A 21649-nucleotide genomic window follows, 5' to 3' on the forward strand; every position below is an offset into this window, starting at 1 on the left:
GCGCTAGCCGAACTGGTTCATCGTGTTGTGGACGCCGCCCGCCTTGAGGGCAGCCTCGCCCGCGAAATACTCCTTGTGGTCGTCGCCGATATCGGAGCCGGCCATGTTCTGGTGCTTGGCGCAGGCGATGCCCTGACGGATCTCCTGGCGCTGCACGTTCTTCACGTAGCCGAGCATGCCCTGCTCGCCGAAATACTCCTTGGCGAGGTTATCGGTGGACAGCGCGGCCGTGTGGTAGGTCGGCAGCGTGATCAGGTGGTGGAAGATGCCGGCGCGCTTGGCCGAATCCGCCTGGAAGGTGCGGATGCGCTCGTCGGCCTCCTTCGCCAGCGGGGTCTCGTCGTATTCCGGCTTCATCAGCTCGGCACGGCTGTACTTCGAGAGATCCTTGCCGGCCTCCTTCCACGCATCATAGACCTGCTGACGGAAGTTGATGGTCCAATTGAACGACGGCGAGTTGTTGTAGGCGAGCTTGGCGTTCGGGATGACCTTGCGGATGCGGTCGACCATGCCCGCGATCTGCTCGATGTGCGGCTTCTCGGTCTCGATCCAGAGCAGGTCCGCGCCGTTCTGGAGCGAGGTGATGCTGTCCAGCACGCAGCGGTCCTCGCCCGTACCGGGACGGAACTGGTAGAGGTTCGAGGGCAGCCGCTTCGGACGCATCATCTTGCCGTTACGGTTGATGATGACGTCGCCGTTCCTGGCGTTCTCCGCGGTGATTTCCTCGCAATCGAGGAAGCTGTTGTACTGGTCGCCGATGTCGCCCGGCTTGTGGCTGACGGCGATCTGCTGCGTCAGGCCGGCGCCGAGGGAGTCGGTACGGGTGACGATGATTCCGTCTTCGACGCCAAGCTCGAGGAAGGCGTGGCGGCAGGCGCGGATCTTGGCGATGAACACCTCGTGCGGCACAGTGACTTTGCCGTCCTGGTGACCGCACTGCTTCTCGTCCGAGACCTGGTTCTCGATCTGAAGCGCACAGGCGCCCGCTTCGATCATCTTCTTGGCGAGCAGATAGGTCGCCTCGGCGTTGCCGAAGCCGGCGTCGATGTCGGCGATCACAGGCACGACGTGGGTCTGGAAGTTGTCGATCTTCGCGATCAGCTCCTTCTCGCGAGCCTTGTCCCCTTCCTTGCGCGCCTTGTCGAGGAGACGGAAGATGTCGTTGAGCTCGCGGGAATCCGCCTGACGCAGGAAGGTGTAGAGCTCTTCGATCAGTGCCGGCACCGCGGTCTTCTCGTGCATCGACTGGTCGGGCAGCGGACCGAACTCGGAGCGCAGCGCCGCGATCATCCAACCGGACAGATACAGATAGGTGCGATCGGTCTTGCCGCCGAAATGCTTCTTGACCGAGATCAGCTTCTGCTGGGCGATGAAGCCGTGCCAGCAGCCCAGCGACTGGGTGTACTTGGTGGGATCCTTGTCATAGGCGACCATGTCGGCGCGCATCAGCGCCGCCGTGTAGCGGGCGATGTCGAGGCCGGTCTTGAAGCGGTTCTGCAGGCGCATGCGCGCGACGGCTTCGGCCGTCACCCCGTTCCAGGTCGGCCGGGTCTCGAGGAGGGCTTGGGCCGCCTTGACCTCGTCCTGATACGAAGACGGGCCCTGGAGGGAGCTGATGCCGCGTGGCTGGTAGTTCATGAGCCTGATCCTTTTCGCTGACGATGGCGATGGCTAGCCATCGACATTCTTGACACTGCATTGCGAAATGCGTGCTCAGAGCTAAACGCGAAAAGAGAAACTTCGTATAGACACCTAGTTTTTTATTGGTGATGTCATGTAACATCAGAACATGTAATAGATGTTATTTTGTAAAATCTGTAAAAAATATAGGTCAGTAAACCTGTCCTTGATGTGCACGGAGAACTGAAGCATGGCCACCGAATCCGGGAAAAAGCTGTTCGTCGGGCCGCGCTTCCGCAGGATCCGGCAGCAATTGGGATTGTCGCAGACCCAGATCGCCGAGGGGCTCGGGATCTCACCGAGCTATGTCAATCTGATCGAGCGGAACCAGCGCCCGGTGACGGCGCAGATTCTGCTGCGGCTGGCCGAAACCTACGACCTCGATCTGCGCGATCTCGCGACCGCCGACGAAGACCGGTTCTTCGCCGAGCTGAACGAGATCTTCTCCGATCCCCTGTTCCGCCAGATCGACGTTCCCAAGCAGGAGCTGCGCGACCTCGCAGAACTCTGCCCCGGCGTCACCCACGCGCTGCAGCGGCTCTATGCAGCCTATACCGAAGCGCGCCAAGGCGAGACACTGGCGGCCGCCCAGATGGCGGACCGTGACGTCGGCACACGTTATGAAGCCAACCCGGTCGAGCGCGTGCGCGAGCTGATCGAAGCCAACCGCAACTATTTTCCGGAGCTGGAGCAGGCCGCGGAAGCCTTGCGCGACGAGCTGAACGTGCCGGCCGAAGGGCTCTATGCGGCCCTCGCCGCTCGTTTGCGCGAGAAGCATTCGGTCCAGACCCGCATCATGCCTGTCGACGTGATGCGCGAGACGCTCAGGCGCTTCGACCGTCACCGCCGCCAGCTCCTGATCTCCGAACTGGTCGACCCGCCCGGCCGCACCTTCCAGCTCGCCTTCCAGCTGGGCTTGGGAGAATGCGCGCAAGCGCTGGAGACCATCATCGGCCGCGCCGGCCCGCTCGACGATGCGCCGCGGCGGCTGTTCCGGATCACGCTCGGCAATTATTTTGCGGCGGCCGTGATGATGCCCTATCCCGCTTTCCTCGCCGCCGCCGAGGCGCTCAATTACGACATCCACGTGCTGGCGCAGCGCTTCAATTCCGGCTTCGAGCAGGTCTGCCATCGCCTCACCACGTTGCAGCGGCCGAACGCGCGCGGCATTCCGTTCTTCCTCCTGCGCGTCGACAATGCCGGCAACGTCTCGAAGCGGTTTTCGTCCGGCACCTTCCCGTTCTCGAAGTTCGGCGGCACTTGCCCGCTCTGGAACGTGCACTCGACCTTCGACACGCCGGACCGCCTGCTCAAACAGGTGATCGAGCTGTCCGACGGCACGCGCTATTTTTCGATCGCGCAGATGGTGCGCCGTCCCGTCGCGCCGCACCCGCTGCCCCAGCCGCGCTTTGCCATCGGCCTCGGCTGCGAGATCCGCCACGCCGCGCGCCTGACCTACGCCGCCGGCATGGACCTCGAGAAGACGGAGGGCACGCCGATCGGCGTCAACTGCCGGCTGTGCGAGCGCGAAAACTGCGCCCAGCGCGCCGAGCCGCCGATCACCCGCACGCTGATTCTGGACGAGACGACGCGGCGGGTGTCGAGCTTCGCATTCTCGAATGCAAGGGAGTTGTGAGCGGGCGCGTCTGCCTCTCTCGTCATTGCGAACGAAGCGAAGCAATCCAGACTGTCTCCGCAGCAACAGCCTGGACTGCTTTGGCGTCATTCCTGAGGTGCGAGCGGCGCGATGCAAGGCATCGCTCCGGGAGCTCGAAGGATGAACGGCCACAGATGCAGCCGGGCCGTCGCCCTTCGAGGGCCGCTGAAGAAGCGGCCAACTCAGGGTGACGGTGACAAGGCCAGTGCGCGCGGCAGCGTTGGTTAACCCCGCCCTAACCGGCAGCCGCGTTCTGCAACCAGGGATTAAGCACGCCTCAACATCGCAGCCTTAATCTCGCCCCACTCACTCTTCGCAAACAAGGGCAGCCTATCCTGCCGCGAGATGTGACATCAGGGGGTCTTACATGCGCATTGCGTTGCTGCTGACCGCGACCATTGTCGGCGCGCTGTTCGCCAATACGTCCAACGCCGGCTCGCTCGACATCGCGTCCGCCGATGCGAAGCTGCCGCCCGGCTTTCAAAACTACCGCGGCTACATGTTCGACGTGTCGGAGGCGTCCGATCGCAAGGACCTCGACAAGCTCACGGAGAATCTGAAGCAGCAGATCGACGTCGTCGAGGCTGCCGGCCTCTCCCCGCGCGTGATGCGCTTCTTCCATACCGTTCCGATCATCGCAAGCGAGCTCGCCTGCCTCGACGAAGGCGCTGCGACCGCATGCTATGGCCGGGTCACGCCCGACATTCCGCGCACCACACCGCGCACGCTGACCGTGTGGGACCACGACAGGCAGCGCTGGACCAATCCGAACGCGGTCGACCTCGCGGTCGATTCCGGGCTCGGCGTGATCATGGTTCGGCCGGACATGATGCGTTACGAGAAAGAGGCCGTGTTGCTCCACGAGATGCTGCACGCCTACCACGCGCGGCTGTTGCCGGACGGCTACGCCAACAAGGGCGTGATCAGCTACTACGTCTATGCCAAATCCAAGAACCTGCTGCCCAAGGAGGCCTACGCGCTGAAGAATCCCATGGAATTCTTTGCCGTGACCGCCAGCATCTTCCTGGCCGGCAAGAGCGACTACCAGGATCCCAAGACCCGCGAAGCGCTCAAGGAGAAGATGCCGGACTATTACAAATACCTGGTCGGCGTGTTCGGCTTCGACCCCGATCCGGCGGCCTCGAGCGGCCCGGTTGCCTCGCTGAAGTAAAGCCGGACGCAAGGCCTGAAAAAGCCGCGGAAAAGGCGCGCCGCGCAAAAGGCGCGGCTTTTCTGTTTTGTGGAGCGGAAGCTGCGGATGACGCCCTGGCAGGAATTGCCAAGCCGGGGGCTGATCTGCATAGTCCCGCCGCATCGATTGGGACTGCTTCGAAGAGGATGGAAGACATGGCGGACGCCGACCTGGATGTCGTGATCCGGCAACTGGCCAGACAGCTGCATACGGGCCTGATGTCCCGCGCCAAGGAGCGGCGGGATCGTTTCAACGGCCTTGCGGCCAAGGCCAAGGGCAAGGAGACCGGCACCCGCTTCAAGATGATGGCCAAGGCCACCATGGAGCAGGCCACCGCCGCCGCAAGGCGCCTGCAGATGTCCGCCGACAACGTCGCCGACAGCTACGCCCGCGCCATGCGGCTCGCCGCCAGCACGCCCGTCGAGGTGAAGGCGGAGAAGCCGGCGAAGGAAAAGCCTGCCAAGGATAAGCCGGCGAAGAAGGCTGCGAAGGCGAAGAAGGCGAAAGCCAAGAAGGCGGCCTAACTCACCGCTGCGGTGTGGAGACCTGGGTCGGCTCGGCGCGCGTGAGCTCGGCGAGCTTTGCGCGCGCGGTGTCGCGGGCGCGGCCGTCCTTGCCGGGAGGCAGCGCGAGAGCAGCCTCGAAATCGGCGCGCGCGTCCTCGGCCTGACCGCGGGCGAGAAAGGCAAGGCCGCGGTCGAGACGGGCCTGCGCGTCCGCGGGGTCGAGGCGGACCGCCGTGCTGTAGCTCAAGATCGCGCGGTCGAGATCGCCCTTGGCGGCGAGCGCGAAGCCCCGCTCGCGATACGGCACGGCCGGCCTGGGATCGAGCGCGATCGCCTCGTCGTAATCGGCAATCGCAAGATCCAGCTCCCCGTTCTGACGGTGCGCCTGCGCGCGGTCGCGATAGAGCGAAGCGCGGTTGGGATTGAGATGGATGGCCTCGTTGAAGTCCGCGATCGCCCGGCCGTTGTCGCCGTGGCGCAGCGCGATGCGCCCGCGCCCCTCATAGGCGAAGGCGATCAGGGAGCCGCGAAGCGGCGAGAAGCCGATCACGGCCGAGCAGATATCGGGCTCGTCCTCGTCGCCGCAATTCACGACCGTATGCGTGGACAGGCCAATGGCCACGCCCAGGACGATCAACAATGGCACCGCAGCTTTGGTCATGTTCGACCGTGGCCGGCGACAGGCCTGCCACGCATCCCCTTTCGAACCAATACTCTCTATCGGGTCATTAACACCGACAGACCTGCGCCTCTGTGCGCCAGGTCACAAAGCCGGGCAAATTGGCCCGGTTCCGTCAGCCCCAGGGACCACGGGCAGGGCCACGGGAAGGACCCGACGAGGACGAGCGGCCCCACGGGCCCTGCGGGGGATAGTTCTCGTTGGCGCCGACCGAAGGCGCAGCGCGCGTGCCGAGCTCGGCCGCGAGTTGCTGGAGCGCCGCGATGCGATTCTGCGTCGAGGGATGGGTGGCGAAGAGATTGTCGACGCCGTGGCCGGACAGCGGATTGATGATGAACATATGTGCAGTGGCGGGGTTTCGCTCCGCGTCGAAGTTCGGCACCTGATGCGCGGCATTTTCGATCTTCACCAGCGCCGACGCAAGCCACATCGGCTGCCCCGCGATGCGCGCGCCGAGATTGTCGGCGGCGTATTCGCGCGTGCGGCTGATCGCCATCTGCACCAGCATCGCGCCGAGGGGAGCAAGGATCATCATCAGGATCGAGCCGACGATGCCGGGGCCGTTGTTGTCGCGGTTGCCGCCGAAGAACATGCCGAACTGGGCCAGCATGGAGATCGCGCCGGCGATGGTCGCGGTCACGGTCATCAGCAGCGTGTCGTGATTCTTGATGTGCGCGAGCTCGTGCGCGATCACGCCGGCAAGCTCCTCGCGGCTGAGCTGGTTCATCAGGCCGACGGTGACGGCGACGGCGGCGTTCTCGGGATTGCGGCCTGTCGCGAACGCGTTGGGTTGCGCCTCGTCCATCAGGAACACGCGCGGCATCGGCAGGCCGGCGCGGCCCGCAAGCTCGGCAACGAGCCCGACGAGCTCCGGCGCGCTGCGACGGTCGACCTCATGGGCGCCGTACATCGAAAGCACCGCGCGGTCGGAGTTCCAGTAGGTGAAGAGGTTGGTCGCGGCAGCGATGACGAGCGCGATCATGGCGCCGCTGGCGCCGCCGATCAGATAACCCACCGCCATGAACAGGGCGGTGAGACCTGCGAGAAGCATTGCAGTACGCAGATAGTTCATGGCCGTCTCCAGAGCGGGCCATGGCCGCCGATGGCGTCGCAGGCCGGCAAACGTCAGGTAGGGATGACCCCGCCCCCGGCGCAAGGCTTCAGGGTGCGTCGCGGAGCCGCGGCACTGGTTTGAGCGCGATCAATCCATTAAACTTCGCCCAGAATCCAAGCGTCTCTCCCTTGCGGAAACCTCATGCTCCAGACCCGATTTGCGATCGCGGCCGCCGCGCTTGTCGCGCTCGCCGTTCCCGCCTCCGCCCAGTTCGCGCCGCCGCCACGGCCTGCTGCGCCCAAGATCACCGCGCCTTCGCCGCGCGCGGCCTCGTGCCACAATGGGGCGAGCTTCGATCGTTTCCTCGCTGACGTGAAGAGCCAGGCGGTCGCCGCAGGCGTGTCGCAGCGAACGATAGCGGAGACTTCGCCCTACCTCGTCTACGACCAGGGCATCGTCAACCGCGACCGCGGCCAGCGCGTGTTCGGCCAGCTCTTCACCGAATTCGCCGGCCGCATGGCCGCGCCCTATCGGATGCAGAACGGCCAGCAGCACATCAAGCGGCACGCAGCGGCGTTCGCCCGTGCCGAAAAGGAATATGGCGTGCCGCCGGCGGTGATCGCCGCGTTCTGGGGCCTGGAGAGCGACTTCGGCGCCAACATGGGCAATCTGCCGACGCTGAAATCGCTGGTGTCGCTCGCTTACGATTGCCGCCGTTCCGAGATGTTCGTGAACGAGACCATCGCCGCGCTGAAGATCATCGACCGCGGCGATCTCACGCCCGAGGAGATGATCGGCTCCTGGGCCGGCGAGCTCGGCCAGACCCAGTTCCTGCCGACTCACTACGTCAACTACGCCGTCGATTACGACGGCGACGGGCGGCGCGATCTCCTGCGCAGCGAGGACGACGTGATCGGCTCGACCGCGAACTACATCGCCAACGGCTTGAAGTGGCGGCGCGGCGAGCCGTGGCTGGAAGAGATCAAGGTGCCCTCGAGCCTGCCGTGGGAGCAGACCGATCTCAGCATTCAGCTGCCGCGTTCGAAATGGGCGCAGCTCGGCGTCACCTATCCCGACGGCCGGCCGCTGCCGAACGACAATCTCGCAGCTTCCGTGCTGTTGCCGATGGGACGCAATGGGCCGGCCTTCATGGCCTATGCGAACTTCGCCGCTTATACGGAGTGGAATAACTCGCTGATCTATTCGACCACCGCGGGTTATCTCGCCTCGCGCATTGCGGGTGCACCGCCGATGCGCAAGCCTTCCGGACCGGTCGCGCAATTGCCGTTCAACGAGCTCAAGGAATTGCAGCAATTGCTGGTGCGCGCCGGCTTCAATGTCGGCAAGGTCGACGGCGTGCTGGGCCAGCAGAGCCGCGCCGCCGTGAAGGCGATGCAGATCAAATACGGCCTCCCCGCCGATTCGTGGCCGACCGCAGAGCTCCTGGCCCGGATGCGCGGCGGCACCGCACAGGCGCAGCCAACGGCGACGGTCCGCTAAATAATCTATCCGTAGTCATGCTCCGCGAAAGCGGAGCATCCAGTACGCCGCGACTCATCGGGTCAATCACAGCTCCCTCGACGTACTGGGTCGCCCGGTCAAGCCGGGCGAGGTAGAATTATCGCACCGCACAAGCCGCTTTTCGCGATTGTATTATTCCATGAGCCTCCCATGTGAGCGGCTCAGGTTTTCTCCTGAGATTTCCCACCCTTTGAAGCGAGCATCACATGTCCTTCTATGACGCCGTCGTCCCCGCCTATTTGCAAATGCTGAACAGCCTGACCGGCCTTCTGACCAAGGCCGAGGCGCATTGCGCGGCTAAAAAGATCGACCCCAGCGTCCTGCTCGGCTCCCGCCTCTTCCCGGACATGCTGCCGCTGTCGAAGCAAATCCAGCTCGTCAGCGACTTTTCAGCCAAGGGGTGCGCACGTCTGACGCATACCGAGGTGCCGTCGATGCCGGACACCGAAAAGACCTTCGAGGAGCTGAAGCAGCGCCTCGCCAAGACCATCGACTATGTGAAGTCGTTCAAGCCCGAGCAGTTCGAGGGGGCCGACGTCAAGGACGTCACCTTCCCGACCGGGCCAGACAAGACCACGACTCTCAAAGGCCAGCAGTTCCTGAGCGCGTTCTCGCTACCGAATTTCTATTTCCACTGCGCCACCGCTCACGGCATCCTGCGCCACAACGGCGTCGAGATCGGCAAGCGCGATTTCATGGGCCTGACCTGATTTGCGGATTCGCACGGCCCCGGCGGCCAAATTCTGCTGTCGCAGCCGGAATTGCACATGAATTATGCTGCGCGGAGCCTGCCGCGCAGCTCGCCTGCACTTTCCGTATGGCTCATCCCTTGCGCCTGATGTCGCAATGCACAAGTGTTCCGGACCTCTTAACCCCTGGAAGCACCCTCAATGAGCCGCCCCACCAAATTGTTTGAGACCTACAAGCTCGGCCCGATCGCGCTGGCCAACCGCGTGGTGATGGCGCCGCTGACGCGCAACCGCGCCGCGCCCGGCACCTTTGTCCCCTCCCCGCTCGCGGCGGAGTATTACGGCCAGCGCGCCTCTGCAGGCCTCCTGATCACCGAAGCGAGCCAGGTCTCGCAACAGGGCCAGGGCTATCAGGACACGCCCGGCATCTACAGCAAGGAGCAGGTCGCCGGCTGGCGCAAGGTCACCGACAAGGTGCATGAGCGCGGCGGCAAGATCTTCATCCAGCTCTGGCATGTCGGCCGCATCTCGCATGTCGATCTCCAGGCGGGTGGCGCAGCCCCGGTGGCGCCGAGCGCGATCCGCGCCAAGGGCAAGACCTTCGTCAACGGCACCTTCGCCGACGTCTCCGAGCCTCGCGCCCTCGAGCTCTCCGAAATTCCAGGGATCATCGACGACTTCAAGCGCGCCACGAAGAATGCGCTGGAAGCCGGGTTCGACGGCGTCGAAATCCACGGCGCCAACGGCTATCTGCTCGACCAGTTCGCCAAGGACGGCGCCAACAAGCGGACCGATGCCTATGGCGGCTCGATCGAGAACCGCGCGAAGCTGATGCTGGAAGTCTCCAGGGCCGTCGCGGCCGAAGCCGGCGCCGACCGCACCGGCATCCGCATTTCGCCGGTGACGCCGGCCAACGACATCTCGGATTCCAACCCGCAAGCGCTGTTCGACTACATCACCGACGGCCTCAACGCCTTGAAGCTCGTCTATCTCCACGTCGTCGAGGGCGCCACCGGCGGCCCGCGCGACTTCGCGCCGTTCGACTATACGTCCTTGCGCAAGCGCTTCTCGGGCGCCTACGTCGCCAACAACGGCTACGATTTCGATCTCGCCACCAAGGTGCTCGAGGCGAACGCCGCCGATTTGATCGCGTTCGGCAAGCCGTTCATCTCCAATCCCGACCTGGTGGAGCGGCTGAAGAAGGGCGCGGCGCTGAACGATTGGGACAAGAACACGTTCTACGGCGGCGGCGCCAAGGGCTACACGGACTACCCGACGCTGGCGGCCGAGCCGGCGGAATAGCTTTTCTTCCCCCTCTCCCCGCTTGCGGGGGAGAGGTAAGAAACAAAAAGGCCGGGATCGCTCCCGGCCTTCGTTATTGACTACTCCCGCAATATTGCTGTGCCTCGGCATCCTTGCTCTAATGCGGCGATGGATGACACCCAGACACTCGTTCGCCGCGCGACTGCAGCGGTCAATTCGGGCAAGCCCGACGAGGCGCAGCGTCTGTGCGAACAGGGCCTTGCCCGCGATCCCGGCGATCCGGTGCTGCATCATCTGCTGGCGGCCGTATTGTTCTCCAGAGGCGTCATCGGCCCGGCTCACGCGCATATCGACGTCAGTCTTGCCAAGCGGCCGAACAACGCGCCGGCGCGTCTGCTGGCCGCCCGCATCGCGCGCAGCGAAGGCCAGTTCGACGCGGCGCTCAGCCATCTCGATGCCGCGATCGCCGCCAGCCCGCAGCGCGAGATGTTCATCGAGAAGGCCCGGACGCTCGATATGGCGGGGCTGCGAGATCAGGCACGCGGCGCCTGGCAGGCAATCCTCAAGGTCATTCCTGGTCATCAGGAAGCAACGGCGCAGCTAGGACGGCTGGCCTGGGAGGATGGCGACCCCGCCACCGCTGCAAACCTGCTCGCGCAAGCGACCGAGACGGACGCGCCGGCGTCCGTCTGGTTCAATCTTGGTCTCGCGCGCCAGGATTTGCGTGACCACGAGGGTGCAGCAAGAGCCTATCGCAAGGCGTTCGACCTCAAGCCCGACCATGCCGAGGCCGCGCTCAATCTCGGCATCGCCCTCCAGGAGACTGGAGACCTGGATGCCGCCATGGATGCGTTCGGCAAGGCCTATCGCCTGCGTCCGCAGCTGTTCGGCTCCATCGCAATGGCGCTGACCTCCGCCCCTCACGGCCGGCTGTGGCTCGACGAGGATGCGCTGCGGCGCATGCTGGCATGATCCGGAAAAGTGCGAAGCGGTTTTCCGAAAAGATCATGCTCAAACAAAAACCTAAAGCGCGATGATTCTCTCGTCGCACTTTAGCGCGTTAGGCGTCCACGTTTGGCGCGGAACTGCTTGCGGTAGACATTGGGCGCGGCCAGCACGTCGCCGACGACCTTCTCATAGGACTTCCGGTGCGCCGCATCGAAGCTTTCGAACACGAGTTCGGGCGCCTGGCGTGGAACGGCAAAGCACTGCGCGACCGGCGTCCCTTTTTTCAGCACGCCCGAAAAATCAGGCTTGACCCAGACGGCCGGAAAATTGATGCCGCCGTCGTGAAAACGGTCGGCATCGACGAGGCCCGAAACGAGGCGGAACGGCAGGTCGTCTCGGTTGACGGGATGTGTCGCGAACAGCGACCAGCCGGGCTCGAGCTCGATGGTCCAGAAACTGTTGAACTTGAGCGCGGATCGTCCATTCGAGAACGGTGCCGCGGCAAATTGCGCGACAGGGTGGAAACTGAGCGGTGCGCGCGGATGCCCCGCCGTCTCCGGCTCGGGGATGTCCCAATCCCACGAAAATTCGCCGCCGTCGATCCTGATGTCGCACGGCAGCGGAATCATGACCCCGTAAGCCATCGCATCGACGAAGGGCGGGCACTGCTTGACGGTGCGGATGTCGCGGCCGTGGATCTCCGAATGCGCCGTGGCGGGCATCGCCCGCAGCCAGTCCGGCAAGGCGCTGCGCGCCGGAAACGGGCGCAGCAGATGATCGGCCAGCCTTGGATCGCAACGGAAAATCATGCGCATGGCGAAGTCTCGCGTCTGGGTCGGGGCCAGTTCAGATCACGGCCGCCGATAAGGCAAGAGGTCACACGACAAAAGGCCGGGATCGCTCCCGGCCTCCTGTCTTCATGGTTGGCCGGGATCACCCCGGCCATGATGATATCGGCGAATTACTTCGCTTCGGCGCGCTTGGGCGGCGAGGCCGGCCACGACTTGATCAGCGTGTCGTAGTCGACGGTCTCACCCTTCGGCTTCTCGTTCGCAAGCTTGCGCTGCGGAGCGATGTTGCCGTCCTTGGCCGACTTGTCGTACCAGAACTCAGCCGTCTTCTTCGGGTTGAGCTTCGGTCCGCAAGCGCCCTGCACGCCCGACTTCTCGAGACGCTCCATCACCGAGTCCTGAGCGGCTGCGAGCGAGTCCATCGCGGCTTGCGGCGTCTTCGCACCGGACGACGCATCGCCGATGTTCTGCCACCACAGCTGAGCAAGCTTCGGATAGTCAGGCACGTTGTTGCCGGTCGGGGTCCACTGCACGCGCGCGGGCGAGCGGTAGAACTCGATCAGACCGCCGAGCTTCGGCGCACGTTCGGTGAACGACTTGTCCCAGATGTCGGATTCGCGGATGAAGGTCAGACCCACATGGCTCTTCTTCAGCGACACCGTCTTGGAGACGATGAACTGGAGATACAGCCAGGCAGCCTTGCGGCGATCGACCGGGGTCGACTTCAGCAAGGTCGCCGATCCCACGTCCTGGTAGCCGAGCTTCATGCCGTCCTTCCAGTAGGCGCCGTGCGGCGACGGAGCCATACGCCACTTCGGCGTACCGTCCGCGTTCATCACGGGCAGGCCGGGCTTCACCATGTCGGCGGTGAAGGCGGTGTACCAGAAGATCTGCTGGGCGATGTTGCCCTGCGACGGCACCGGGCCCGATTCGGAGAAGGTCATGCCCTGAGCCTGCGGCGGAGCATACTTCTTCATCCAGTCGAGGTACTTGACGATCGAGTAGACCGCCGCGGGGCCGTTGACGTCGCCGCCACGCTCGACCGACGAGCCGACCGGACGGCAGCCTTCCATGCGGATGCCCCATTCGTCGACCGGCAGGCCGTTCGGGATGCCCTTGTCACCGTTGCCGGCCATCGAGAGCCAGGCGTCGGTGAAACGCCAACCGAGCGAGGGATCCTTCTTGCCGTAGTCCATGTGACCATAGACGCGGACGCCGTTGATCTCCTTGACATCGTTGGTGAAGAACTCGGCGATGTCCTCGTAAGCCGACCAGTTCACGGGAACGCCGAGATCGTAGCCGTACTTGGCCTTGAACTTGGCCTTGTAGTCCGGATTGGTGAACCAGTCGTACCGGAACCAATACAGGTTGGCGAACTGCTGGTCCGGCAACTGGTAGAGGTGACCGTTCGGCGCGGTCGTGAACGACTTGCCGATGAAGTCGTTGACGTCGAGCATCGGGTCGGTGACGTCCTTGCCGTCCTTCGCCATCCAGTCGGTGAGGTCCACCGCCTGGCCGTAGCGGAAGTGCGTTCCGATGAAGTCGGAGTCGTTGATCCAGCCGTCATAGACGTTCTTGCCGGACTGCATCTGGGTCTGGATCTTCTCGACGACGTCACCTTCCTGGATGATGTCGTGCTTGACCTTGATGCCGGTGATCTCCTCGAACGCCTTCGCGAGCGTGCGGGATTCATATTCGTGCGTGGTCAGCGTCTCGGAAACGACGTTGATCTCCATGCCCTTGAAGGGTTCAGCGGCCTTGATGAACCACTGCATCTCCTTCAGCGCATCGTCCTTCGACAGGGTCGACGGCTGGAATTCGCTGTCGATCCACTTCTTGGCGGCGGCTTCGTCCGCGCGCGCCGGCGCGGCGATCGTGACTGAAGCCGCGATCAGCGCGATCGCGCTGGTCATGGTCAGAAGACTGTCCTTGGTCGTTCGCAAGTGTCGCATTAAGTTTCCTCCGGTTGAAGCGACAAACTAAATCCAGGCCCGGGTAGACCCCGGATCTGCTCTTTCTCGCAGGCCTCAGACGGTGCGAAAGATCACCACGCCCGAGGCAAGCGAAATCACTGTTGCGAGCCACAGGCTCGTTATTTCAAATCCTTCCTCTCCGATCGGAATCGTCGCGATCGGATCGGTACCGACGAGGCCGATCCACACCAGGTGGATGACGGCGGCCACGATCAGCGAGACGAACAGGCGGTCGCCGCGCGTGGTCGGGATGCGCAGGATCCCGACGCGCTCGGCCTCGGGATAGACCGCCGCGAGCCAGGTCATGACGGCCAATGTGCACGCCAGCGCCACGAAGAAAATCGCGGTCGGCAGCGTCCAGGCCATCCATGCGATGGAGTCCATGAAAACCTCCTACACCCGGCCGAGCGCGAAGCCGCGCGCGATGTAGTTGCGGACGAACCAGATCACGAGTGCGCCCGGGATGATCGTGAGCACGCCGGCAGCCGCCAACAAGCCCCAGTCCATGCCGGCGGCGGAGACCGTGCGGGTCATGACCGCAGCGATCGGCTTGGCGTTGACCGAGGTCAGCGTCCGCGCCAGCAGCAGCTCGACCCAGGAAAACATGAAGCAGAAGAACGCGGCGACGCCGATACCGCTTGCGATCAGCGGCACCAGGATCTTGATGAAGAAGCGCGGGAAGGAATAGCCGTCGAGGAAGGCGGTCTCGTCGATCTCGCGCGGCACGCCGGAGACGAATCCTTCGAGGATCCACACCGCCAGCGGCACGTTGAAGATGCAGTGCGCAAGCGCGACCGCCCACGGCGTATCGAACAGCCCGATCGCCGAATAGAGGTTGAAGAACGGCAGGGCATAGACTGCGGCCGGCGCCATGCGGTTCGACAGCAGCCAGAAGAACAGATGCTTGTCGCCGAGGAAGCGGTAGCGCGAGAACGCGTAGGCGGCCGGCAAAGCCACCGAGATCGAGATGATGGTATTGATGACGACGTATTCGAGCGAGTTGATATAGCCGGAATACCAGCTCTCGTCGGTGAAGATGCGCCTGTAATGCTGCAGCGTCGGCGCATGCGGCCACAGCGTCATCGTCGAAATGATCTCGCCGTTGGTCTTGAAGCTCATGTTCACGAGCCAGTAGATCGGCAGCATCAGGAAGATCAGGAACAGCCCCATGATGAGGCGGCGGCCGGGAATCGAGTGCATCACGCGGCTCCTTCCTGGGGTTTCCGTTCGCTGCCGGCATTGGTCATGACGGTGTAGAAGATCCAGCAGACGATCAGGATGATGAGGTTGTAGACCAGCGAGAGCGCGGCCGCCTTGCCGAGGTCGAACTGGCCGAGCGCAATCTTGACGAGCTCGATCGACACGAACGTGGTCGAGTTGCCGGGGCCGCCGCCGGTGACGACGAATGGCTCGGTGTAGATCATGAAGCTGTCCATGAAGCGCAGCAGCACCGCGATCAGCAGCACGCGGTTCATCTTCGGCAGCTGGATCGCCTTGAACACCGCCCAGCGCGACGCACCATCGATCTGGGCGGCCTGGTAATAAGCCTCCGGGATCGATTTCAGGCCGGCATAGCAGAGCAGCGCGACGAGGCTCGTCCAGTGCCAGACGTCCATCACGATGACGGTAACCCAGGCATCGATGTCGTTGGACACGTAATTATAGTCGAGCCCGATGTGGTTGAGGACATAGCCGAGCAGGCCGATGTCGGGGCGGCCGAAGATCTGCCAGATCGTGCCGACCACGTTCCACGGAATGAGCAGCGGCAGCGCCAGCGTCACCAGGCAGGCGGCGACGGTCCAGCCCTGACGCGGCATCGACAGCGCAATGACGATGCCGAGCGGCACCTCGATGGCGAGGATCACCAGCGAGAAGAACAGATTCCGGCCGAGCGAGGCCAGGAAGCGGCCGCCGAGATCGGTCGAGGGATCGAGCAGCTCCTTGAACCAGCCGACGCCGTTCCAGAAGAACTGGTTGTTGCCGAAGGTGTCCTGCATCGAATAGTTCACCACCGTCATCAGCGGCAGCACCGCCGAGAAAGCGACGACCAGGAACACCGGCAGCACCAGGAACCAGGCTTTTTGGTTGACGGTCTTGTCCATCAGGCGGCTCCCTCCACCAGAAGGCTGTCGGCATAGACGTGGATGTGCGCGGGATTGAATTTCAGCCCGGCATTGCCGTCGGAGCCGGTGAAGCCGGCCGGCGCACGTGCCGCGATCTTGGCCTCGCCCACGCGCACGCGCGCGAAGCGGATGCGGCCGAGGTCGTCGATACGATCGATTTTTGCGGTGAGCAGGCCGGCTGCGGGCGCAACCGCCTCGACGAATTCCGGACGTACGCCGATTTCGATCTTGGCGCCTGCCGGAAGGTTGTCGTAGCTGCGGTTCAGCGCGATGACATGGTCGCCGACCCTGGCTTCGCGCCCCTTCACCTCGGCCGGCAGGATGTTCATGCCGGGCGAGCCGATGAAATAGCCGACGAAGGTGTGGGCGGGCTTGTCGAACAGCTCGGCCGGCGTGCCGCTCTGCACCACGCGGCCGTCATGCATGACGACGACGGTGTCGGCGAAGGTCAGCGCCTCGGTCTGGTCGTGGGTGACATAGATCATCGTGAGGTCCAGCTCGCGATGCAGCGCCTTCAGCTTGGAACGAAGCTGCCATTTGAGCTCGGGATCGATCACCGTCAGTGGCTCGTCGAACAGCACGGCGGCGACGTCGGAGCGGACCAGGCCACGGCCGAGCGAGATCTTCTGCTTGGCGTCGGCGGTCAGCCGCGTCGCCTTGCGATTCAGATAGGGCTCGAGGTCGAGCAGGCGGCCGATCTCGGCGACGCGCTTGTCGATCTCGGCCTTCGGCACGCCGCGGTTCTTCAGCGGAAACGCCAGGTTCTGCCCCACCGTCATCGTGTCGTAGATCACCGGAAACTGGAACACCTGGGCGATGTTGCGCTTCTGGGTTGACAGCGGTGTGATGTCCACCCCGTCGAACAGGATTTTCCCCCGCGACGGCGTGATGATGCCGGAGATGACGTTGAGCAGCGTGGTCTTGCCGCAGCCTGACGGGCCGAGCAGCGCATAGGCGCCCCCCTGCCGCCAGGTCATGGTGACCGGCTTCAGCGCAAAGGTTTCCTGCGGCGCATCGTTGCCGCCGTAGGAATGAGCGAGATCGACGAGGTCAATGCGAGCCATCGCGCATCTCCCTCAAGAACCGGGCGCCGCGACGAGGCGATCAGCCGCGTCGAAGACGAAGACGTCATTGGGATCGAGCACGGCGTCCAGCGTCTGGCCGGGCTCGAACTCGTGCACGCCGTGCAGCACCGCAACCCAGTTCGATCCGTCGCGGGTCAAATGCACGAAACTCTCCGAACCGGTGATCTCGGTCACCGTCACCGTGGCTTGGAAGGCGTGACGATCGGCCTCGCCATTGGCGAGTCCAAGCTGATGTGCGCGGAAGCCGACGCGATAGGCACCGTCGGCGAGCGACGAATAGAGGCCCGAGGCCGGCGAGGAGGTGCCGCCGGCATATTGCACGGAGCCGTTCTTCTTCTCGATACCGACGAGATTGAGCGGCGGGTCGGAGAAGACCTGGGCGACGCGCAGGGTCTGGGGCCGGCGGTAGACGTTGGTGGTCTCGCCGATCTGGAGCGCCTGCCCTTCCCACATGCAAACCGTATTGCCGCCGAGCAGCAGCGCCTCGGTCGGCTCGGTGGTGGCATAGACGAAGATCGCGCCCGAGGCCTCGAAGATGCGCGGCAATTCGGCGCGCAGCTCCTCACGCAGTTTGTAATCGAGATTGGCGAGCGGCTCGTCCAGCAGCACGAGATCGGCATCCTTGACCAGCGCGCGCGCGATCGCGGCGCGCTGCTGCTGGCCGCCCGAGAGCTGCAGCGGCGTGCGTTTCAGGAACGGCTCGAGCCGCAGCAATTTCGCGGCTTCCGCCACCCGCGTCTCGATCTCCTCGCGCGGCTTGCCCTGCACGCGCAGGGGCGAAGCGATGTTCTCGTAGACCGTGAGCGAGGGGTAATTGATGAACTGCTGATAGACCATCGCGACCGAACGCTGGCGCACGTCGGCGCCGGTGACGTCCTTGCCGTTGACGAGCACCTTGCCCGACGTCGGCTTGTCGAGGCCGGCGAGCAGCCGCATGATCGAGGTCTTGCCCGACAGCGTCGGCCCGAGCAGCACGTTGAGCGTGCCGCTCTCGAGCGTCAGCGAGACGTCGCGGATGTGCTGGACCCCATCGACGGTCCGGGTCACGTGATCGAGTGTCACGCTCATGAGCGTCCTCCTGCTTCCAGCAGTGGACTTTGCGACACGGCGTGGGCCCTGATCCAGTCGTCCAGGGACGCAATTTCGTCGGCAGATAGTCGCAGACCGAGCTTGGAGCGGCGCCAGACGATATCCTCGGCGGTCACCGCCCATTCATTGGTCATCAGGTAGCGAACCTCGCGTTCGGTCAGAGTTGCGCCAAAGACCTGGCCGAGATCGGCGGCCGACTTGGCGTCGCCGAGCAGTTTGATGGCGCGGGTGCCATAGGCGCGTGCGAGCCGCCGCGCATGCTCATGGCTGAGGAAAGGGTAGCCGCGCTGAAGCTCGGCGATCAAGCCATCGACAGCCGATACGTCCATGTCGCCGCCGGGCAGCGGCCATTTGCCGGTCCAACCCTCGCGCGCTTTCGCACTGCGAAGATAGGGCGCAAGCCGTTCCAGTGCCTCTTCGGCAAGGCGACGATAGGTGGTGATCTTGCCGCCATAGATCGACAGCAGCGGCACGCCACCCGGCGTGTCGAGCTCGAACACGTAATCGCGGGTCGCAGCCTTGGCCTCGCTGGCACCGTCGTCATAAAGCGGTCGCACGCCGGAATAGGTCCAGACCACGTCCTCCGACGTCACGGGCTTGGCGAGATACTCGCTCGCGGCCTTGCAGAGATACTCGATCTCCTCCGGCGTCGCCTTCACCTTGGCCGGGTCGCCGGCATAGTCGCGATCGGTGGTGCCGATCAGCGTGAAGTCGTCCTGATAGGGGATGACGAAGATGATGCGGCCGTCGGCGTTCTGGAACATGTAGGCGCGGTCATGGTCGTACAGCTTCTTGACCACGATGTGCGAGCCTTGCACCAGGCGCACCTTTGCTTTCGCGTTGACGCCAGCGCCGCGACCGAGCACGTCCTCGACCCAGGGCCCGCCGGCATTGACCAGCGCGCGGGCCTGAATCTGCGAGCGCGCGCCGGTCAGCGTGTCGACCATACTGACGGTCCATATCCCGTCGGATTGACGAATCTCGGTGGCGCGGGTGCGGGTGCGGATCTCGGCGCCCTTGTCGGCGGCGTCACGTGCGTTGAGCACGACGAGGCGAGCGTCATCGACGAAGCAGTCGGAATATTCGAACGCGCGGGCATAGCGATTCGGGATCAGCGGCTTGCCCACTTCGTCGCGCCTGAGATCGAGCGAGCGGGTCGCCGGCAGGAGATGACGGCCGCCGATGTGATCATAGAGAAACAGGCCAAGCCGCAGCAGCCAGGCCGGACGCAGACCGGCGTGATGCGGCAAAACGAAACGCAAGGGGCGGATGATGTGAGGAGCGATGCCCCAGAGAATCTCGCGCTCGATCAGCGCCTCGCGGACCAGGCGGAACTCGTAATATTCGAGATAACGCAGGCCGCCATGCACCAGCTTGGTCGACCAGGACGACGTCCCGCTCGCCAGGTCGTTCATTTCGCACAGGAAAACAGTGTTGCCGCGGCCCACCGCGTCACGCGCGATCCCGCAACCGTTAACACCGCCTCCAATGATGGCGAGGTCGAAAATACACTCCAACAGACGCATCCCCCGGAAACCGCCCGTTCAGTCGCGCGGCTACTTTCGTTTTTGATTAGATCACACCGGAAAACGAAAGCAAGACGAAAGAGAGACGAAAGGAAATGAAAGTGGAACTTTTTCCCCGGCAAAGTGACGCGGAAATCGGCGGGTAGAGGGCCAATTTCCGAGGCATCGCGTGCAACCGCAAGGCATGCTCGCTCACGATCCTGAATGTAGCAACGTAGCTACATATATTTTGCGTGACTGTAGACGCGGCAACCTGGAGTGCTGACGATCGTGATCACCCTCACCAGCCGAGAATTCAATCAAGACACCAGCGGCGCAAAAAAAGCTGCTGCGCAAGGACCTGTCTTCATTACGGATCGCGGCCGCCCGGCTCATGTGCTGCTAACGATCGAGGATTATTTGCGTCTGAGCGGCGGACACATGAGTCTTGCCGAGGCCTTGCCGCAAACAAGTGCGGACTTTGATTTCGATCCGCCTCGCGTAGCCGGTGGGATCTTGAAGCCCGCCGACCTCGATTGATGTTTCTGCTCGACACCAAGGTCATTTCCGAGCTCCGGCGACCGGATAAAGCCGATGGCAATGTCGTTGCCTGGGCCAATGCAATTCCTGCTACGAATTTCTTCATATCCGTTATCTCGGTTCTCGAGATCGAACTTGGCGCGCGCCTGATCCAGCGCAAGGACGCGGCACAAGGTGCCATCCTGCGCAAGTGGATCGACGCTCAAGTGCTGGTTCGCTTCGAGGGCCGGATACTGGCCATCGACATGGCCGTGGCACAGCGCTGCGCGCAACTTCACGTTCCCAATCCGCTGGCTGAACGCGACGCTCTCATCGCGGCAACAGCGCTTGTTCACGGCCTCACGGTTGTCACGCGCAATGTGGAGGATTTCGAACCGACGGGCGTGCCGCTGCTCAACCCGTGGGACGGCGTCTAGCCTTTTAGCGCAGCCGCACCACCGGTGCTGCATCTGGCGCGGCATCCTGCGCCTCGGCCTGGGTCTCGTCGACGTCAGCGCCCTTCGGCATCGCCTCCACCACTTCAATGCCCTTGCTGTGGCAGATGGTGGCGAGGCGCTCTGGCAGCTCCTGATCGGTCACGAAGGTCTGGATCTGCGTCATATGCGCGATGCGGACCGGCGCGCTACGGCGAAGCTTCGTGGAATCGGCGACCAGCATGACGCTGCGGGCATTGGCGATGATGGCCTGCGCCACCTGCACCTCGCGATAGTCGAAGTCGAGCAGCGCGCCCTCCTCGTCGATCGCGGACGCGCCGATGATGGCGTAGTCGACCTTGAATTGGCCGATCAGCTGCGTCGCGGTCGAGCCGACCACGGCGCCGTCGGCCCGCCGCACCGTGCCGCCGGCCACCACCACCTCGATGCGGGGATGGCGGTAAAGCAGCATGGCGACGTTGAGATTGTTGGTGATGACCAGCAAATCCTCATGCGAGGTCAGCGCGCTCGCCACCTCCTCCGTCGTGGTGCCGATGTTGATGAAGAGCGAGCAGCCGTTCGGGATCAGCGAGGCGGCGGCGGCCCCAATCGCCTTCTTCTCGTCGGCGGCGACGAAGCGGCGCGCCTCGTAGGCGAGGTTTTCCACGCCGGAGGCGATGATCGCGCCGCCATGGATGCGGGTGAGCGAACGGCGCTCGCAGAGATCGTTGAGGTCCTTGCGGATGGTCTGCGCCGAAACCTCGAAGCGGCGCGCCAGCTCCTCCACCATGACGCGGCCGGAGGCGCGGGCGATGTTGAGGATCTCGGCTTGGCGATGGGTCAATCCGGTCACGGCAATGGCCTCAAATCAGAACGATGCATGGTGCGGCTTCTCGCCCGCGCGGTCAATGCGGATGCCGATCACGGTTAGTGGATGAAAA

Annotated in this window: 21 protein-coding genes; 9 read left to right on the plus strand and 12 right to left on the minus strand. The window is 63.8% G+C overall.

The genetic code is table 11. The features are described from left to right. Positions 1-3: 3 nt before the first annotated feature. A complete protein-coding gene (locus tag X265_RS28760; protein WP_128967891.1) occupies positions 4-1638 on the minus strand; it encodes an isocitrate lyase in 1635 nt (544 codons plus the stop codon). 232 nt (positions 1639-1870) lie between these two features. Here X265_RS28760 and X265_RS28765 point away from each other — a divergent pair, with 232 nt between their 5' ends. The 3 genes from X265_RS28765 to X265_RS28775 all read left to right on the plus strand — a co-directional run bounded on the left by X265_RS28765 (position 1871) and on the right by X265_RS28775 (position 5053). Then, positions 1871-3316, plus strand: a complete 1446-nt coding sequence (locus X265_RS28765; protein WP_128967892.1) for a helix-turn-helix domain-containing protein — start codon at positions 1871-1873, stop codon at positions 3314-3316. 388 nt (positions 3317-3704) lie between these two features. Continuing rightward, entirely contained in the window at positions 3705-4508 is an 804-nt protein-coding gene (locus X265_RS28770; protein ID WP_128967893.1) for an anthrax toxin lethal factor-related metalloendopeptidase, read from the plus strand. 176 nt (positions 4509-4684) lie between these two features. Then, the gene (locus tag X265_RS28775; protein ID WP_128967894.1) at positions 4685-5053 is read left to right on the plus strand and encodes a hypothetical protein; all 369 of its coding nucleotides are present in this window, start codon (positions 4685-4687) and stop codon (positions 5051-5053) included. A gap of 1 nt (position 5054) precedes the next feature. On the opposite strand, the gene X265_RS28780 is transcribed toward X265_RS28775, so the two are convergent. Continuing rightward, on the minus strand, positions 5055-5696 hold the full coding sequence (locus X265_RS28780) for a tetratricopeptide repeat protein (RefSeq protein WP_128967895.1): 642 nt from the start codon (positions 5694-5696) through the stop codon (positions 5055-5057). Positions 5697-5829: 133 nt separating this feature from the next. Then, positions 5830-6786 carry a zinc metalloprotease HtpX gene (gene htpX / locus X265_RS28785; RefSeq protein WP_128967896.1) on the minus strand — a complete coding sequence of 319 codons (957 nt, stop codon included), beginning with the start codon at positions 6784-6786 and terminating at the stop codon, positions 5830-5832. Positions 6787-6969: 183 nt separating this feature from the next. On the opposite strand from htpX, the gene X265_RS28790 reads away from it, so the two are divergent. The 4 genes from X265_RS28790 (at position 6970) to X265_RS28805 (ending at position 11213) form a co-directional block, all read left to right on the plus strand. Further along, positions 6970-8268 carry a lytic murein transglycosylase gene (locus X265_RS28790; RefSeq protein ID WP_128967897.1) on the plus strand — a complete coding sequence of 433 codons (1299 nt, stop codon included), beginning with the start codon at positions 6970-6972 and terminating at the stop codon, positions 8266-8268. A 227-nt stretch (positions 8269-8495) separates the two neighbouring features. Then, positions 8496-8999, plus strand: a complete 504-nt coding sequence (locus tag X265_RS28795; protein ID WP_128967898.1) for a DUF1993 domain-containing protein — start codon at positions 8496-8498, stop codon at positions 8997-8999. A gap of 180 nt (positions 9000-9179) precedes the next feature. Beyond that, the gene (locus X265_RS28800; RefSeq protein WP_128967899.1) at positions 9180-10280 is read left to right on the plus strand and encodes an alkene reductase; all 1101 of its coding nucleotides are present in this window, start codon (positions 9180-9182) and stop codon (positions 10278-10280) included. Between the two features lie 129 nt (positions 10281-10409). Beyond that, positions 10410-11213 (plus strand): tetratricopeptide repeat protein, encoded by an 804-nt coding sequence (locus tag X265_RS28805; RefSeq protein ID WP_128967900.1) that lies wholly within the window; start codon positions 10410-10412, stop codon positions 11211-11213. Positions 11214-11293: 80 nt separating this feature from the next. Here X265_RS28805 and X265_RS28810 read toward each other — a convergent pair whose 3' ends face one another. The 8 genes from X265_RS28810 to glpD all read right to left on the minus strand — a co-directional run bounded on the left by X265_RS28810 (position 11294) and on the right by glpD (position 19776). Next, positions 11294-12004: a hypothetical protein gene (locus tag X265_RS28810; RefSeq protein ID WP_128967901.1), complete on the minus strand. Its 711-nt coding sequence runs from the start codon at positions 12002-12004 to the stop codon at positions 11294-11296. Positions 12005-12150: 146 nt separating this feature from the next. Next, entirely contained in the window at positions 12151-13932 is a 1782-nt protein-coding gene (locus tag X265_RS28815; RefSeq protein WP_092298750.1) for an ABC transporter substrate-binding protein, read from the minus strand. A gap of 75 nt (positions 13933-14007) precedes the next feature. Beyond that, entirely contained in the window at positions 14008-14337 is a 330-nt protein-coding gene (locus tag X265_RS28820) for a DUF2160 domain-containing protein (protein ID WP_128967902.1), read from the minus strand. Between the two features lie 9 nt (positions 14338-14346). Continuing rightward, a complete protein-coding gene (locus X265_RS28825; protein WP_092298756.1) occupies positions 14347-15153 on the minus strand; it encodes a carbohydrate ABC transporter permease in 807 nt (268 codons plus the stop codon). Then, positions 15153-16055: a carbohydrate ABC transporter permease gene (locus X265_RS28830; protein ID WP_128967903.1), complete on the minus strand. Its 903-nt coding sequence runs from the start codon at positions 16053-16055 to the stop codon at positions 15153-15155. The genes X265_RS28825 and X265_RS28830 overlap by 1 nt, the downstream gene beginning before the upstream one ends. After that, complete coding sequence (locus tag X265_RS28835; protein WP_128967904.1) at positions 16055-17140, minus strand: ABC transporter ATP-binding protein; 1086 nt, start codon at positions 17138-17140, stop codon at positions 16055-16057. Before X265_RS28835 ends, X265_RS28830 begins: the two co-directional genes overlap by 1 nt. 12 nt (positions 17141-17152) lie before the next feature. After that, entirely contained in the window at positions 17153-18229 is a 1077-nt protein-coding gene (locus X265_RS28840) for an ABC transporter ATP-binding protein (protein WP_128967905.1), read from the minus strand. Beyond that, positions 18226-19776, minus strand: coding sequence for a glycerol-3-phosphate dehydrogenase (gene glpD / locus X265_RS28845; RefSeq protein ID WP_128967906.1), 1551 nt, complete (start codon positions 19774-19776; stop codon positions 18226-18228). Before glpD ends, X265_RS28840 begins: the two co-directional genes overlap by 4 nt. A gap of 267 nt (positions 19777-20043) precedes the next feature. Here glpD and X265_RS28850 point away from each other — a divergent pair, with 267 nt between their 5' ends. Then, entirely contained in the window at positions 20044-20295 is a 252-nt protein-coding gene (locus X265_RS28850; protein WP_128969447.1) for a type II toxin-antitoxin system prevent-host-death family antitoxin, read from the plus strand. After that, on the plus strand, positions 20295-20711 hold the full coding sequence (locus X265_RS28855; protein ID WP_128967907.1) for a type II toxin-antitoxin system VapC family toxin: 417 nt from the start codon (positions 20295-20297) through the stop codon (positions 20709-20711). The genes X265_RS28850 and X265_RS28855 overlap by 1 nt, the downstream gene beginning before the upstream one ends. A gap of 4 nt (positions 20712-20715) precedes the next feature. Here the strand turns inward: X265_RS28855 and X265_RS28860 are convergent, their stop codons facing one another. Next, positions 20716-21561, minus strand: coding sequence for a DeoR/GlpR family DNA-binding transcription regulator (locus X265_RS28860; protein ID WP_128967908.1), 846 nt, complete (start codon positions 21559-21561; stop codon positions 20716-20718). Between the last annotated feature and the right edge of the window lie 88 nt (positions 21562-21649).

The organism is Bradyrhizobium guangdongense (genome assembly GCF_004114975.1).
Lineage (GTDB): Bacteria > Pseudomonadota > Alphaproteobacteria > Rhizobiales > Xanthobacteraceae > Bradyrhizobium > Bradyrhizobium guangdongense.

Coding starts and splice junctions, on each gene's coding strand:
- X265_RS28790 (WP_128967897.1), top strand. CDS start 6,970: ATGCTCCAGACCCGATTTGCGATCGCGGCCGCCGCGCTTGTCGCGCTC.
- X265_RS28760 (WP_128967891.1), bottom strand. CDS start 1,638: ATGAACTACCAGCCACGCGGCATCAGCTCCCTCCAGGGCCCGTCTTCG.
- X265_RS28775 (WP_128967894.1), top strand. CDS start 4,685: ATGGCGGACGCCGACCTGGATGTCGTGATCCGGCAACTGGCCAGACAG.
- X265_RS28825 (WP_092298756.1), bottom strand. CDS start 15,153: ATGCACTCGATTCCCGGCCGCCGCCTCATCATGGGGCTGTTCCTGATC.
- X265_RS28855 (WP_128967907.1), top strand. CDS start 20,295: ATGTTTCTGCTCGACACCAAGGTCATTTCCGAGCTCCGGCGACCGGAT.
- X265_RS28770 (WP_128967893.1), top strand. CDS start 3,705: ATGCGCATTGCGTTGCTGCTGACCGCGACCATTGTCGGCGCGCTGTTC.
- X265_RS28830 (WP_128967903.1), bottom strand. CDS start 16,055: ATGGACAAGACCGTCAACCAAAAAGCCTGGTTCCTGGTGCTGCCGGTG.
- X265_RS28780 (WP_128967895.1), bottom strand. CDS start 5,696: ATGACCAAAGCTGCGGTGCCATTGTTGATCGTCCTGGGCGTGGCCATT.
- X265_RS28805 (WP_128967900.1), top strand. CDS start 10,410: ATGGATGACACCCAGACACTCGTTCGCCGCGCGACTGCAGCGGTCAAT.
- X265_RS28800 (WP_128967899.1), top strand. CDS start 9,180: ATGAGCCGCCCCACCAAATTGTTTGAGACCTACAAGCTCGGCCCGATC.
- X265_RS28820 (WP_128967902.1), bottom strand. CDS start 14,337: ATGGACTCCATCGCATGGATGGCCTGGACGCTGCCGACCGCGATTTTC.
- glpD (WP_128967906.1), bottom strand. CDS start 19,776: ATGCGTCTGTTGGAGTGTATTTTCGACCTCGCCATCATTGGAGGCGGT.
- htpX (WP_128967896.1), bottom strand. CDS start 6,786: ATGAACTATCTGCGTACTGCAATGCTTCTCGCAGGTCTCACCGCCCTG.
- X265_RS28815 (WP_092298750.1), bottom strand. CDS start 13,932: ATGCGACACTTGCGAACGACCAAGGACAGTCTTCTGACCATGACCAGC.
- X265_RS28795 (WP_128967898.1), top strand. CDS start 8,496: ATGTCCTTCTATGACGCCGTCGTCCCCGCCTATTTGCAAATGCTGAAC.
- X265_RS28765 (WP_128967892.1), top strand. CDS start 1,871: ATGGCCACCGAATCCGGGAAAAAGCTGTTCGTCGGGCCGCGCTTCCGC.
- X265_RS28810 (WP_128967901.1), bottom strand. CDS start 12,004: ATGCGCATGATTTTCCGTTGCGATCCAAGGCTGGCCGATCATCTGCTG.
- X265_RS28835 (WP_128967904.1), bottom strand. CDS start 17,140: ATGGCTCGCATTGACCTCGTCGATCTCGCTCATTCCTACGGCGGCAAC.
- X265_RS28840 (WP_128967905.1), bottom strand. CDS start 18,229: ATGAGCGTGACACTCGATCACGTGACCCGGACCGTCGATGGGGTCCAG.